Below are 12811 nucleotides of genomic sequence, written 5' to 3'. Positions count from 1 at the left end.
ATCAGCGTTGGACGTAGTTTTGGTAGAGGGTGATGACTTTTTGTACGCCGACGGTGGTGCTGACTTTTTGGGTAACCAGAGCCTGTTCTTCGGGGGTAAGGATGCCCATGATGTAGGTTACGTTGCCGTAGGTAACGATTTTGACGCGCGCCTGTGTGGCGGGGCTGATGCCCAGCAGCGTGGCACGGACTTTGGACGTGTTCCAAGTGTCGCCGGCGATGTCGCCGACGGTGCGCGGCAGGGAGGCGACGGTAATGTAGTTGTACACGCCTTCGGCTGCCTGTTCGGCACGCGCAATCTGACCGACGAACTGTTTTTCGCCTTCGGTGGCGACTTGTCCGAGCAGCAGCAGGTGGCGGTTGTAGCCGACGACGGAGATTTGGGGCGTGTAGCCTTTGGTTTGGTTGTTTTGGCGCAGGTAGGAACGGGCGGTGGTTTCGATACGCAACGCCATAACGTTGTCGTCGGTTTGCGCGCCGGTGGTGCGGCGGTCGACAGCGGATTTCGCGCCGACGGCAGCGCTTCCGATTACTGCGCTGACGCAGCCGCTAAGGGCAAGGCTGAAAATGGCGGCGGTCAGGATGCGGACGGTGTGCGGTTTGAGTTTCATCGGGGGCTTCCTTTCTTGGGCGTTTCAGACGGCATTGCTTTGCGCCATGCCGTCTGAAAAGGGTTACATTCCTTCCAGCAGTACGGAGTCGATACAGTCGCACATGGCGTGTATCAGCAGAATGTGGTTTTCCTGAATGCGGGCGGTGCGCGGATGGGGGACGTTGAGCAGTACGTCGGTGTCTTTGAGCATCGCGGCGATTTTGCCGCCGTCGCGGCCGGTCAGGGCGATGACGTGCATATCGCGTTCGTGTGCGGCTTTGATGGCTTCGATGACGTTGGCGGAATTGCCGGAGGTGGAAATACCGACCAATACGTCGCCGGCGCGTCCGAGGGCGCGTATCTGTTTGCTGAATACGTGGTCGAAACCGTAGTCGTTGCCGATGGCTGTCAGCGCGGAAGTATCTGTTGTCAGCGCGACGGCGGCCAATTCCATGCGCTCTTTTTCAAAACGGCCGGTCATTTCTGCGGCGAAGTGTTGCGCGTCGGCAGCCGAACCGCCGTTTCCGCAGGCCAGGATTTTGCCGTCGTTCATCAGGCATTGCAGCATCAGTTCGGCAGCTTGTACGGTCGGCTCGACCAATACTTTTTCGGCTTCCTGCTTGGCGCGGATGCTTTCGGCAAAATGGGCGGCAACGCGTTCTTGTAATGTCGTCATATCGTCAACCTGTAATATTCTTTATCCACTCGGGCGGGCGGCTTCCTTCGATAAGTACCACATCGAGGCGGCACGGTACGTTTGTCAACCTGTTCTGTTGCAGATAATACTCTACACTTCGTTGCAGTTTCAATAATTTGGACGGCGAAATGCTGTATGCGGCACCGCCGAATTGCCGATTTTTGCGGTATTTTACTTCAACAAACAGAATCATGCCGCCGTTTTTGACGATTAAATCGATTTCGCCGTAGGCGCAGTGCCAGTTGCGGGCAAGCAGCGTGCAGCCTTGGGATTGGAGAAAGGCAAGCGCGGCATCTTCCCCTGCCGCACCCTGTTTGTGGTTTAAGCGCATAATCGGTTTAACCTTTATAATGTCTGTTTTTCAGACGGCATTTTTTATGTTTCAGAAACACTTGCAGAAAGCCTCCGACAGCGTCGTCGGAGGGACATTATACGTGGTTGCCACGCCCATCGGCAATTTGGCGGACATTACCCTGCGCGCTTTGGCGGTATTGCAAAAGGCGGACATCATCTGTGCCGAAGATACGCGCGTTACCGCGCAGCTTTTGAGCGCGTACGGCATTCAGGGCAGGTTGGTCAGTGTGCGCGAACACAACGAACGGCAGATGGCGGACAAGATTGTCGGCTATCTTTCAGACGGCATGGTTGTGGCACAGGTTTCCGATGCGGGTACGCCGGCCGTGTGCGACCCAGGTGCGAAACTTGCCGACCGCGTGCGCGAGGCTGGGTTTAAAGTTGTCCCTGTTGTCGGCGCAAGCGCGGTGATGGCGGCTTTGAGCGTGGCTGGCGTGGCGGAATCCGATTTTTATTTCAACGGTTTTGTACCGCCGAAATCGGGAGAACGTAGAAAACTGTTTGCCAAATGGGTGCGGGCGGCGTTTCCTATCGTCATGTTTGAAACGCCGCACCGCATCGGGGCGACGCTTGCCGATATGGTGGAATTGTTCCCCGAACGCCGATTAATACTGGCGCGCGAAATCACCAAAACGTTTGAAACGTTTTTAAGCGGCACGGTTGGGGAAATTCAGACAGCATTGGCGGCGGACGGCAACCAATCGCGCGGCGAGATGGTGTTGGTGCTTTATCCGGCGCAGGATGAAAAACACGAAGGCTTGTCCGAGTCCGCGCAAAATGTGATGGAAATCCTTGCTGCCGAACTGCCGACCAAACAGGCTGCCGAGCTTGCTGCCAAAATCACGGGCGAGGGAAAAAAAGCTTTGTACGATCTGGCACTGTCTTGGAAAAACAAATAGTGCCGGACAAGCCGGCATCGTAAGAGGGAGGCAATCAGCGTACGCGTCCCGTCATGCGGTACAGCACGTCTTTGCCTTGAACACGGTGGACGACGACCATGGCGACGTGTCCGGCGACGGCGGCAAACAGCAGCCAGCCCAAATTGCCGTGGAACGTGTTGCCCAAGTTTGCCATCCACTCGATTTTTTCCGGCGAACCCTGTATCACTTCAACGCCGAACACTTTCAACGGGCCGCGGCCGCTGCCGTATTGGCGGATCATGCCGATAACGGGAACAGCAAGCATGAGCAGATACAGAATGCCGTGTCCTGCCGCCGCAACCTTGCTGTCGCTCTGCGGACGCTTGGCGCGGTTGGCAACCGCCCACACGATGCGCAATGCAATCACCGTCAGCGTGAGGAAACCAAAAGATTTGTGCAGGCCGAACAGGCTGCCCGCCCATTCCGCCTCTTCGTAAATCGTCCACAGGACAATGGTGGTCAGAATGCCGATGAAACCGGCAACGGTCAGCCAGTGCAGCGCACGTGTCAACGGGTCGTAAACGGCAGGTTGGTTTGTATTCATAAAAATCCTTATTATATATAATGGGTTGAGAAGATGTTCCGTCGGATTGGAATATCAAAAGGGCGCGATTGTACCAAAGAAGTCGGTCATGTTTTGTTTGCAGAGTGAAGATTTGCTTAAAAATTCATTAAGATGGGCAGAACAAATAGTTTCTCCGCGGTATATTGAAATACCGCTTATCCCTTATAATAGCGTCCGAAATTCTGTTCAGACGGCATCAAAACACACGCTATGCCGTCTGAAACCTTATTTGAAACCAACAAACAAGAGCATTGAATGAAATTCATCGACGAAGCAAAAATCGAAGTCGCCGCAGGCAAAGGCGGTAATGGCGCAACCAGTTTCCGCCGCGAGAAATTCGTACCGCGCGGCGGCCCGGACGGCGGCGACGGCGGCAAAGGCGGCAGCGTCTGGGCAGAAGCCGACGAAAATACCAACACCCTCGTCGAATACCGCTTCGTCAAACGCTACCAAGCCAAAAACGGCGAAAAAGGCCACGGTTCCGACCGTTACGGCGCAGGTGCGGACGACATCGTCCTCAAAATGCCCGTCGGCACCCTCATCCGCGACCTCGATACCGATGAAATCGTCGCCGATCTCACCTACCACGGACAGCGCGTCTGCCTAGCCAAGGGCGGTAAAGGCGGATTGGGCAACATCCACTTCAAATCCTCCGTCAACCGCGCCCCGAAACAATCCACGCCTGGCGAAGAAGGCGAAACCCGTTCCCTGCAACTCGAGCTTAAAGTCCTCGCCGATGTTGGCTTGTTAGGCATGCCCAACGCCGGTAAATCCACCCTGATTACCGCCGTCTCTGCCGCACGCCCTAAAATCGCCAACTACCCCTTCACCACCCTGCATCCGAACTTGGGCGTGGTCCGCATCGACGAAAACCACAGCTTTGTCATGGCCGACATCCCCGGCTTGATTGAAGGCGCGGCAGAAGGCGCAGGCCTCGGCCATCGTTTCCTCAAACACTTATCACGCACAGGATTATTGCTGCACGTTGTCGATTTGGCACCCTTCGATGAAACCGCCAACCCCGCCGAAGAAGCCCTCGCCATCATCAACGAATTGCGCAAATACGACGAAGAACTTTACGGCAAACCGCGCTGGCTGGTGCTGAACAAACTCGACATGCTCGATGAAGAAGAAGCTCGGGCGCGAACAGCCGCCTTCCTCAAAGCCATCGGCTGGGACTACCCGAAACCAGACGACCGCTTCCAATTCGATATGGAAACACCGCGCCTGTTCCAAATCAGCGCGCTGACCCACCAAGGCACGCAGGAATTGGTACACCAAATCAACCAATACCTGACCGAGAAAAAACGCTTGGAAGCGGAGAAAGCAGAAGCGGAGAAAGCGGCGGCAAAAGCCGGAATTGCCGAGCAGCAGCCTAAAACGGATACTGGCGTGTTTAAGCCGGAGTAAAAAATTTCAGACGGCTTTTTTAATATAATATAGGACTGTCCGAATACAGGAATAAAAAGCAAGGAAGAGCATGATTTCTGATAAACAAAGTACCGAATTGGCGAAAAAGCAAGCCATGCTTAAAATTTTGTATCAGGCATGGCTGGCAGAAAAACGGAAATACGCCGTAATCACGGTAGTCGATAACGAAGGCAATCTGATCGAATATCATCCTTCCGGTAATCAAAGAACAGTAGGCCATGTCAAACAACCGGCCTATTTCAGTCGAAGTAAAAACGTCAGGCAACCTTTGGATAGGGTTAAAGGTCATCTAAAAATTTAGTTATTACTGAATATGTCATGATTAAATTAAATACCTTGTAAATATTAATAATTTTGAAATGAAGAATTTAAATTTGGAAAAAGACACTCTGGCAGAATTTCGTAACAAGTTTCTTAAAGGTGATTCTTTAGAGATTATGAAATCAATACCCTCGGGATCTATCGATCTGATTGTTACATCACCGCCTTATAATTTAAAAAATTCTACTGGAAATGGAATGAAAGATGGTCGAGGTGGAAAGTGGAAAAACGCTAGCTTAATTAATGGGTATTCTGACCATAATGATTGTATGCCTCATCATGAATATGTGGAGTGGCAACGAAACTGTCTGTCTGAAATGTATCGACTACTTAAAGATGATGGGGCTATTTTCTATAATCATAAATGGAGAGTTCAGGGGGGATTATTACAAGATAGACATGATATTGTCTCTGGTTTTCCTGTAAGACAAATTATTATTTGGCGTAGAAAAGGGGGAATTAATTTCAATAAAGGATATTTCCTTCCTACATATGAAGTAATCTATATGATTTGTAAACCGAAATTTTCCCTCTGCCCGGGTGCTAATAAATATGGAGATGTGTGGGAATTTACCCAAGAAATGAAAAATCCTCATCCTGCCCCTTTTCCTGTAGCACTGATAGAGAGAATAATTAGCAGTACAAATGCTAAAGTCATTTTAGATCCTTTTATGGGTAGTGGCACAACAGCTATTGCTGCAAAAAAATTATATCGTGAGTTTATTGGGATTGAAATTTCAGCTGAATACATTGCATTAGCTCAAGAACGACTAAATGAAACTTTGAGGGAACCAAAATTATTATGAAAATTTATACTAAAGAGACTTTGATTGCTGCTCTGAAAGAAATTAGAGATTTAAATTGGGTAAAAAGTGCTCGCCCTGGTAATGATGGTTCCGTAGGAAATACCTTAGAAGATTTATTAGGTATTGAAGAAAATAATTTACCTATACCTAATGCTGCTGAATGGGAACTTAAGGCGCAAAGAAAAGATAGTTCCTCATTATTGACATTATTTCATATGGAGCCTTCCCCCACTTCCTTAAAACTGGTACCTAATTTATTGTTACCTAACTATGGTTGGCCACATAAAAATGCTGGGGAAAAATACCCAAATACAGAAAAAAGTTTCAGACAAACGATTAATGCAAAAAATTATTCAAATCGTGGTTTTAAAGTCCATGTAAATAGAGACGAAGAAAAGGTTGAAGTCTCTTTCAATCAACAGTTCATTACAGAGGAAAATATTTTATGGAAACAATATGTAAATGAAAAAATAGGATTAAATGAGTTATCTCCTCAACCTTACTGGGGTTTTAATGACTTATTTCATAAGGCTGGTACTAAGTTGCATAATTGCTTTTACATTCAAGCTGCAAGAAAAAGAGCAAACGGGGAAGAGTATTTTCATTATCAAGACATTTTTATGTTGAAAGAGTTGTCAAAAGAAAAGTTTATTCAAGCTATCGAAGATGGTCATGTCTATGTTGATTTTGATGCTCGGACTGGCCACAACCATGGAACAAAGTTCAGAATAAAACCTTCTTTAATTCCTTCTTTGTATTCTGAAGTCATCATTTTATAAACTTCCTAAGCTAATATTATTTATATGACCACCATCTACAACACCCTTACCCGCCAAAAAGAACCCTTCGCCCCCATCGACCCTGAAAACGTGCGTATGTACGTTTGCGGTATGACCGTTTACGACTATTGCCACTTGGGCCATGCCCGCGTGATGGTTGTGTTCGACATGATTGCCCGTTGGCTGCGCGAGTGCGGTTATCCGCTCACTTATGTGCGCAACATTACCGACATCGACGACAAAATCATCGCGCGCGCGGCTGAAAACGGCGAAACCATCGGCGAACTGACCGCGCGTTTCATTCAGGCTATGCACGAAGATGCCGATGCTCTGGGCGTATTGCGTCCCGACATCGAGCCGAAAGCGACGGAAAATATCCCGCAAATGATTGCGATGATTGAAACCCTGATTCAAAACGGCAAGGCATATCCTGCCGCCAACGGCGACGTTTACTATGCCGTGCGCGAGTTTTCGGCTTACGGCCAATTGTCGGGCAAATCGTTGGACGACCTGCGCGCGGGCGAACGTGTGGAAGTGGACGGTTTTAAACGCGATCCGCTGGATTTTGTGTTGTGGAAAGCGGCGAAAGCAGACGAGCCGGCGTGGGAAAGCCCTTGGGGCAACGGCCGTCCGGGTTGGCACATCGAATGTTCCGCGATGAGCGAAAACCTGTTCGGCGATACGTTCGACATTCACGGCGGCGGCGCGGATTTGCAGTTTCCGCACCACGAAAACGAAATTGCCCAAAGCGTCGGCGCGACGGGGCATACCTGCGGTCATCGTCACGCGCAAACCCACCACGGGCAAAGCATCGCCAGCCACGTCAAATATTGGCTGCACAACGGCTTTATCCGCGTGGACGGCGAAAAAATGTCCAAATCGTTGGGCAACTTCTTCACCATCCGCGAAGTGTTGAAACAATACGACCCCGAAGTCGTGCGCTTCTTCATCCTGCGCGCCCACTACCGCAGCCCGCTGAATTACTCCGACGCGCATCTGGACGACGCAAAAGGCGCACTGACACGCCTGTACACCACCTTGAAAAACACGCCGGCGGCTGAGTTTGATTTGTCCGAAAACGCCAACGACTACACCCGCCGTTTCTACGCCGCCATGAACGACGATTTCGGTACGGTCGAAGCCGTTGCCGTGTTGTTTGAACTGGCAGGCGAAGTGAACAAAACCAATGATGCACACCTTGCCGGCTGCCTGAAAGCCTTGGGCGGCATTATCGGCCTGTTGCAACGCGATCCGACCGAGTTCCTGCAAGGCGGCGCGGTTTCAGACGGCCTCTCCAACGAAGAAATCGAAGACTTGATCACCCGCCGCAAACAGGCGCGCGCGGATAAAAACTGGGCAGAGTCCGACCGTATCCGCGACCTTCTGAACGAACACAAAATCATTCTGGAAGACAACGCCGGCGGCACGACTTGGCGGCGCGGTTGAACCGTATCGGAAAGGGCAAAAGTACCGCCTTTTGCCCTTTTTCCGTTTTCAGACGGCATTTCCCGCTTGAAGCCCCGCCGTTTTCAGCAGGCAGGGCCGAATGGGAAATGCCGGGCGGCGCACCGGATGCCGCTTTGTGTATGGGAACATTGTGAGAACTTATTTTTATTATGCTTAAAATCATTTCCGCCAACGTCAACGGCATCCGCTCCGCTTACAAAAAGGGATTTTACGAATACATCGCCGCATCGGGCGCGGACATTGTCTGCGTGCAGGAACTCAAAGCGCAGGAAGCAGATTTGTCTGCCGATATGAAAAATCCGCACGGTATGCACGGCCATTGGCATTGCGCCGAGAAGCGCGGTTACAGCGGTGTGGCGGTGTACAGCAAACGCAAACCCGACAACGTGCAAATCGGTATGGGCATTGAAGAATTCGACAGGGAAGGGCGGTTTGTGCGTTGCGATTTCGGCAGGTTGAGCGTTATTTCGCTTTATTTGCCCAGCGGCAGCAGCGCGGAAGAACGCCAGCAGGTGAAATACCGTTTCCTCGATGCGTTTTACCCTATGCTCGAAGCGATGAAAAACGAAGGACGCGACATTGTCGTTTGCGGCGACTGGAACATCGCCCACCAAAACATCGACCTGAAAAACTGGAAAGGCAATCAGAAAAATTCGGGCTTCCTGCCCGAAGAGCGCGAGTGGATAGGCAAGGTTATCCATACGCTGGGCTGGACGGATATGTGGCGTACGCTCTATCCCGATAATCCGGGTTATACATGGTGGAGCAACCGCGGGCAGGCGTATGCGAAAGATGTCGGGTGGCGCATCGATTATCAGATGGTTACGCCCGAACTTGCCGCCAAAGCCGTGTCCGCACACGTTTATAAAGACGAAAAATTTTCCGACCATGCGCCGCTGGTCGTGGAGTATGACTATGCTGCCGAATAAAGTTTTGGGTAAATATGATTGGAATGTGGACGGAAACACGGGAATAGGCGCGGCATGGGTTGTCGCTGCGTTTATCCTGCCCATGTTGGTGTGGGCGATATTTATGCTGGCGCGGATGCAGGGCTGGCTTGCGCCGACCAAGGCAAACCCGATATGGGCGTTGGTATGGCTGCTGATCTGCCTGCCCTGCCTGCTGATTGCGTCCAAATGTTTGGGTTGGAAAGGCTGGCGGCGGGTGGTGAATATTTTTGTCTGCCTGACCGTCTGCGCCATATTGAGCGTACCCGCTTCGCTGCTCATCGCCTTTACCCTCCGGGACCTGCTGAAATAGGCGGGGCGGTATGCAGGGTTTTGAACTCGAAGATTTGACGCTTTGGCTGATACGCGATGCCGGAGAGGATCAGATGTGGATAGACCGTTGGGCGGTCAGTTATCCCGTCGTGCAGATGTCCGAAGCATCGGCCGGTCAAAGCATAGGGGAATGGCAGGCAGGGCTTCAGACGGCATTTGAACGCATACGCGGCAAACACGTCGCCATTGTCGCACACGGAGCGGGTGCGGCTGCATTTTTGGCGTGGCTGTATCGCGCCGACATCCTGACGCAGAAGAAACTTGCCGGTATCATTCTCGTATCGCCGCGTCCCGATGTTTTTCCCGACGATGCGGAACACACTTTCCAACGCGTCCGCTGTCCCTGCCGTGCCGCATTGGTGGTTGCCGAACACGGCGGCGTGCCGCACGGTTGGGCGCAAAAACAGGCAGATTTGTGGAACGCGCGCCTGTTGGTTTCCCCGCATTCGGGCAGTTTGAACGGTATGCTCGGCGGCTGGCAGTGGGGTATGAAGCTGATGCAGGAAATGTTGCTGGCGTGAACGCTTGCCTTATCGGGATTTCGTCCAATTGGGGTTGCAAGGAAAATGCCGTCTGAAACAGGTTTCAGACGGCATTTCCATTCAAACAGGGCTTACAGGCTGCCCAACACGATGCGCAACACGCGGCGCAACGGTTCGGCCGCGCCCCACAAAAGTTGGTCGCCGACAGTGAACGCGCTGATATATTCGCCGCCCATCTCCAGTTTGCGGATACGGCCGACGGGAACAGACAGCGTGCCGGTAACTTTGGCAGGCGTCAGCTCGTGGATGCTGGCTTCTTTTTCGTTGGGGATGACTTTCACCCAGTCGTTCGCGCCTGCCAAGATGGCTTCGATTTCAGAAACAGGCAGGTCTTTTTTCAGCTTCAGGGTAATGGCTTGGCTGTGGCAGCGCATAGAGCCGATGCGCACGCACAAGCCGTCGATTACGGTCGGATTGTCGCTGCGGCCGAGGATTTTGTTGGTTTCCACGCCGCCCTTCCATTCTTCTTTGGACTGGCCGTTGCCCAAATCCACGTCAATCCACGGAATCAGGCTGCCGGCGAGCGGTACGCCGAAGTTGGCTTTCGGATAGTCTTCGCTGCGCAGGAAATCGGACACTTTGCGGTCGATGTCGAGAATCGCGCTGGAAGGATCGGCAAGCTCGTCCGCCACTTGGGCGTGAATCGCGCCCATGCCGCTGATGAGTTCGCGCATGTTTTTCGCACCCGCGCCGGAAGCGGCTTGATAGGTCATGCTGGTCGCCCATTCGACCAAATCGTTTTGGAACAGGCCACCCAAAGCCATCAGCATCAGGGAAACGGTGCAGTTGCCGCCGATGTAGTTTTTCACGCCGTTTTTCAAACCGTTGTCGATGACGTTGCGGTTGACGGGGTCGAGGACGATAATCGCGTCGTCTTTCATACGCAGGGAAGAAGCCGCGTCAATCCAGTAGCCGTTCCAGCCGCTGTCGCGCAGGGCTTGGAACACGGATTTGGTGTAATCGCCGCCTTGGCAGGTGACGATGATGTCCATTTTTGCCAGCTCGGCAACGTTGTTCGCGTCCAATAACGTTTTAGCCGCCTGACCGAAATCGGGTGCCGCGCCGCCGACGTTGGAAGTGGTAAAGAAAAACGCTTCGGGAATGTGGGCGAAGTCGTTTTCTTCTTTCATACGCTGCATCAAAACCGAACCGACCATACCGCGCCAGCCGACGAAACCTACTTTCATTGTGTTGCTCCTTGAGGAAAAATCGTTAATAAAATTATGTATGGCGTAAAGGAAGCGTTTTAACGCCGTATTGGGAAAATGTAAAGTTCTTTATCGAATTTTCTTTTTGGGATTGGCGTTTGCAGCAGCAGGGCGGTAGAATGCCATCTGTTTAAGAACGATTATCAGGAACGGATATGGAAGAAAAAAACGATTACACCGACGCGGTATCCGACAACCGCAACGGGCAGGAAATTGAAGTCGGAATTGCCGGCGCAGGCGACCGGATACTTGCCGCGCTGCTGAACCAATTGTTTACCTTTTTGATTCTGCTGGTGCCGTTTGCCGGTCTGATTGTCTTCGCCATCAAGAATGAAGGCAGGATTGTCAGCAGCGAAGAAATATTCGGGCTGCTTTTGGGTATGACTTCCTTTTGGGTCGGACTGGCGGGCATTTTGGTTTATACCGTCGTTCAAATCTACTATATGAGTCGGGACGGGCAGTCATTGGGTAAGAAAATCATGAGAATCCGCGTGTTGAAAACCGACGGCCGCAATCCCGGTTTTGTCGGTACGGTTTTGGTACGTGAAATCGCGTGGTCGGTTTTGGTTGCCATTATTGCCGCCGTTATCGGTCTTGCAGTAGGTGACAACGGGGAAAACGCCATCAATCTGCTGGCATTCCTTGCCAACTTTGTCCTGCTCTTTATGGTCAAACGCGACCGCCGCACGCTTTACGACATACTGGCGGATACGGTTGTCGTCAAGCTGCCCAAATAAACGGACGCGGCAAAATGCCGTCTGAAAGCCTTTCAGACGGCATTTTTATCTTCAGAACCGCTCAAGCATCGTGCAGCGAAGCCGCGTGCAAAGTGTTTTCCATCAATGTGGCAATCGTCATCGGACCCACGCCGCCGGGAACGGGCGTAATCATTGCCGCCCGTTCTTTTGCCGTTTCAAATTCCACGTCGCCGCACAGGCTGCCGTCGTCCAAACGGTTGATGCCCACATCGATCACCACCGCGCCGGGTTTGATCCACCCGCCTTTGACAAAGTTCGGAATGCCCACGCCGACCACCAAAATATCGGCCCCGGCAACTTCATCGGCAAGATTTTCGGTTGCACTGTGGCAGATTGTTACCGTTGCGCGCGCCAGCAGCAGTTCCAAAGCCTGCGGGCGGCCGACAATATTCGACGCGCCGACCACGACCGCTTTTTTCCCCTTCGGATCAATGCCGTAAGCCTCCAAAAGCGTCATCACGCCCTTAGGCGTACACGGGCGCATCAGCGGCATTTTGACCGCCAGCCTGCCCACATTGTAAGGATGGAAGCCGTCCACGTCCTTATCCGGCGAAATACGTTCCAAAACCGCCTGGCTGTCGAGGTGCTTCGGCAGTGGAAGCTGAACCAGAATACCGTCCACTTCGGAATCGGCGTTCAGGCGGTCGACCAGTGCCAGCAGTTCTTCCTGCGATGTTGATTCGGGCAGCTCGTAAGACAGTGATTTGATGCCACATTTTTGGCAGGCGGTTTTCTTGTTGCGGACATAAACCGCGCTGGCAGGGTCGCCTTCGACCAAAACCACGGCCAGGCAAGGCGTGTGCAGATTGTTCTGTTGGCGTTGCGCCACCGCTTCGGCAACCGCCTGCAGGCGTTTTTGCGAAACTTCTTTACCGTTGATCAGTTGTGCCGACATATCCGTCCTTTTGTTAAACAGGTAGAAAATGCTGAAAATTATCGCATTTTCCGTATATTTTTACAGCAGGATGCCGAAAATAAATTTGTCCTGAAATAAAATACGGCTGTTTGGACGGATTAAATATTTTTTCAAATCAAAAAACTATATTTTTCATCTTGGTGTTTTGAAAATAAATGTTGACGCATCTTTCCCTG

16 protein-coding genes are annotated in these 12811 nt (G+C 51.8%); 10 read left to right on the top strand and 6 right to left on the bottom strand.

Annotated elements, in window-relative coordinates:
* Position 1: 1 nt before the first annotated feature.
* From Q9I99_RS08040 to Q9I99_RS08030, 3 genes are all read right to left on the bottom strand, one after another.
* Positions 2–610, bottom strand: a complete 609-nt coding sequence (locus tag Q9I99_RS08040; protein ID WP_301668242.1) for a BON domain-containing protein — start codon at positions 608–610, stop codon at positions 2–4.
* 63 nt (positions 611–673) lie between these two features.
* A complete protein-coding gene (locus tag Q9I99_RS08035; protein ID WP_301668243.1) occupies positions 674–1267 on the bottom strand; it encodes a phosphoheptose isomerase in 594 nt (197 codons plus the stop codon).
* Between the two features lie 4 nt (positions 1268–1271).
* Positions 1272–1619 (bottom strand): YraN family protein, encoded by a 348-nt coding sequence (locus tag Q9I99_RS08030; protein WP_301668244.1) that lies wholly within the window; start codon positions 1617–1619, stop codon positions 1272–1274.
* Positions 1620–1665: 46 nt separating this feature from the next.
* Between Q9I99_RS08030 and rsmI the strand changes: the two genes are divergently transcribed.
* A complete protein-coding gene (gene rsmI / locus Q9I99_RS08025) occupies positions 1666–2541 on the top strand; it encodes a 16S rRNA (cytidine(1402)-2'-O)-methyltransferase (protein WP_301668245.1) in 876 nt (291 codons plus the stop codon).
* Between the two features lie 34 nt (positions 2542–2575).
* Here the strand turns inward: rsmI and Q9I99_RS08020 are convergent, their stop codons facing one another.
* A complete protein-coding gene (locus Q9I99_RS08020; protein WP_301668246.1) occupies positions 2576–3106 on the bottom strand; it encodes a cytochrome b in 531 nt (176 codons plus the stop codon).
* A 276-nt stretch (positions 3107–3382) separates the two neighbouring features.
* Between Q9I99_RS08020 and obgE the strand changes: the two genes are divergently transcribed.
* The 8 genes from obgE to Q9I99_RS07980 all read left to right on the top strand — a co-directional run bounded on the left by obgE (position 3383) and on the right by Q9I99_RS07980 (position 9732).
* Positions 3383–4537 (top strand): GTPase ObgE, encoded by a 1155-nt coding sequence (gene obgE / locus Q9I99_RS08015; RefSeq protein WP_301668247.1) that lies wholly within the window; start codon positions 3383–3385, stop codon positions 4535–4537.
* A 70-nt stretch (positions 4538–4607) separates the two neighbouring features.
* Positions 4608–4859 carry a hypothetical protein gene (locus Q9I99_RS08010; RefSeq protein ID WP_301668248.1) on the top strand — a complete coding sequence of 84 codons (252 nt, stop codon included), beginning with the start codon at positions 4608–4610 and terminating at the stop codon, positions 4857–4859.
* A gap of 73 nt (positions 4860–4932) precedes the next feature.
* The gene (locus tag Q9I99_RS08005; protein WP_226876310.1) at positions 4933–5685 is read left to right on the top strand and encodes a DNA-methyltransferase; all 753 of its coding nucleotides are present in this window, start codon (positions 4933–4935) and stop codon (positions 5683–5685) included.
* Positions 5682–6464 (top strand): MvaI/BcnI family restriction endonuclease, encoded by a 783-nt coding sequence (locus Q9I99_RS08000; RefSeq protein WP_002234402.1) that lies wholly within the window; start codon positions 5682–5684, stop codon positions 6462–6464. Before Q9I99_RS08005 ends, Q9I99_RS08000 begins: the two co-directional genes overlap by 4 nt.
* A gap of 24 nt (positions 6465–6488) precedes the next feature.
* Positions 6489–7910: a cysteine--tRNA ligase gene (gene cysS / locus Q9I99_RS07995; protein WP_301668249.1), complete on the top strand. Its 1422-nt coding sequence runs from the start codon at positions 6489–6491 to the stop codon at positions 7908–7910.
* 170 nt (positions 7911–8080) lie between these two features.
* The gene (locus tag Q9I99_RS07990) at positions 8081–8860 is read left to right on the top strand and encodes an exodeoxyribonuclease III (protein WP_301668250.1); all 780 of its coding nucleotides are present in this window, start codon (positions 8081–8083) and stop codon (positions 8858–8860) included.
* Positions 8847–9191: a hypothetical protein gene (locus Q9I99_RS07985; RefSeq protein WP_301668251.1), complete on the top strand. Its 345-nt coding sequence runs from the start codon at positions 8847–8849 to the stop codon at positions 9189–9191. Before Q9I99_RS07990 ends, Q9I99_RS07985 begins: the two co-directional genes overlap by 14 nt.
* A 10-nt stretch (positions 9192–9201) precedes the next feature.
* Positions 9202–9732 (top strand): alpha/beta hydrolase, encoded by a 531-nt coding sequence (locus Q9I99_RS07980; RefSeq protein ID WP_301668252.1) that lies wholly within the window; start codon positions 9202–9204, stop codon positions 9730–9732.
* Positions 9733–9824: 92 nt separating this feature from the next.
* On the opposite strand, the gene asd is transcribed toward Q9I99_RS07980, so the two are convergent.
* On the bottom strand, positions 9825–10940 hold the full coding sequence (asd, locus tag Q9I99_RS07975) for an aspartate-semialdehyde dehydrogenase (protein ID WP_301668253.1): 1116 nt from the start codon (positions 10938–10940) through the stop codon (positions 9825–9827).
* A 176-nt stretch (positions 10941–11116) separates the two neighbouring features.
* Here asd and Q9I99_RS07970 point away from each other — a divergent pair, with 176 nt between their 5' ends.
* Positions 11117–11698, top strand: coding sequence for an RDD family protein (locus Q9I99_RS07970; RefSeq protein ID WP_301668254.1), 582 nt, complete (start codon positions 11117–11119; stop codon positions 11696–11698).
* Positions 11699–11759: 61 nt separating this feature from the next.
* Here the strand turns inward: Q9I99_RS07970 and folD are convergent, their stop codons facing one another.
* The gene (gene folD / locus Q9I99_RS07965) at positions 11760–12614 is read right to left on the bottom strand and encodes a bifunctional methylenetetrahydrofolate dehydrogenase/methenyltetrahydrofolate cyclohydrolase FolD (RefSeq protein WP_301668255.1); all 855 of its coding nucleotides are present in this window, start codon (positions 12612–12614) and stop codon (positions 11760–11762) included.
* Positions 12615–12811: the final 197 nt, after the last annotated feature.

The organism is Neisseria basseii (assembly GCF_962707005.1).
GTDB classification, from domain to species: Bacteria; Pseudomonadota; Gammaproteobacteria; order Burkholderiales; family Neisseriaceae; genus Neisseria; species Neisseria bergeri.
The sequence above is the reverse complement of the archived record's forward strand: the minus strand, read 5'-3'. Positions and strand labels throughout refer to the sequence as shown.

Excerpts from the sequence above, each read along its gene's own strand:
- Q9I99_RS07990 (WP_301668250.1), top strand. The coding sequence starts at position 8,081 with ATGCTTAAAATCATTTCCGCCAACGTCAACGGCATCCGCTCCGCTTAC.
- Q9I99_RS07970 (WP_301668254.1), top strand. The coding sequence starts at position 11,117 with ATGGAAGAAAAAAACGATTACACCGACGCGGTATCCGACAACCGCAAC.
- Q9I99_RS08030 (WP_301668244.1), bottom strand. The coding sequence starts at position 1,619 with ATGCGCTTAAACCACAAACAGGGTGCGGCAGGGGAAGATGCCGCGCTT.
- asd (WP_301668253.1), bottom strand. The coding sequence starts at position 10,940 with ATGAAAGTAGGTTTCGTCGGCTGGCGCGGTATGGTCGGTTCGGTTTTG.
- Q9I99_RS08035 (WP_301668243.1), bottom strand. The coding sequence starts at position 1,267 with ATGACGACATTACAAGAACGCGTTGCCGCCCATTTTGCCGAAAGCATC.
- Q9I99_RS08010 (WP_301668248.1), top strand. The coding sequence starts at position 4,608 with ATGATTTCTGATAAACAAAGTACCGAATTGGCGAAAAAGCAAGCCATG.
- Q9I99_RS08020 (WP_301668246.1), bottom strand. The coding sequence starts at position 3,106 with ATGAATACAAACCAACCTGCCGTTTACGACCCGTTGACACGTGCGCTG.
- obgE (WP_301668247.1), top strand. The coding sequence starts at position 3,383 with ATGAAATTCATCGACGAAGCAAAAATCGAAGTCGCCGCAGGCAAAGGC.
- Q9I99_RS08040 (WP_301668242.1), bottom strand. The coding sequence starts at position 610 with ATGAAACTCAAACCGCACACCGTCCGCATCCTGACCGCCGCCATTTTC.
- Q9I99_RS08000 (WP_002234402.1), top strand. The coding sequence starts at position 5,682 with ATGAAAATTTATACTAAAGAGACTTTGATTGCTGCTCTGAAAGAAATT.
- rsmI (WP_301668245.1), top strand. The coding sequence starts at position 1,666 with ATGTTTCAGAAACACTTGCAGAAAGCCTCCGACAGCGTCGTCGGAGGG.
- Q9I99_RS07985 (WP_301668251.1), top strand. The coding sequence starts at position 8,847 with ATGCTGCCGAATAAAGTTTTGGGTAAATATGATTGGAATGTGGACGGA.
- Q9I99_RS07980 (WP_301668252.1), top strand. The coding sequence starts at position 9,202 with ATGCAGGGTTTTGAACTCGAAGATTTGACGCTTTGGCTGATACGCGAT.
- cysS (WP_301668249.1), top strand. The coding sequence starts at position 6,489 with ATGACCACCATCTACAACACCCTTACCCGCCAAAAAGAACCCTTCGCC.
- folD (WP_301668255.1), bottom strand. The coding sequence starts at position 12,614 with ATGTCGGCACAACTGATCAACGGTAAAGAAGTTTCGCAAAAACGCCTG.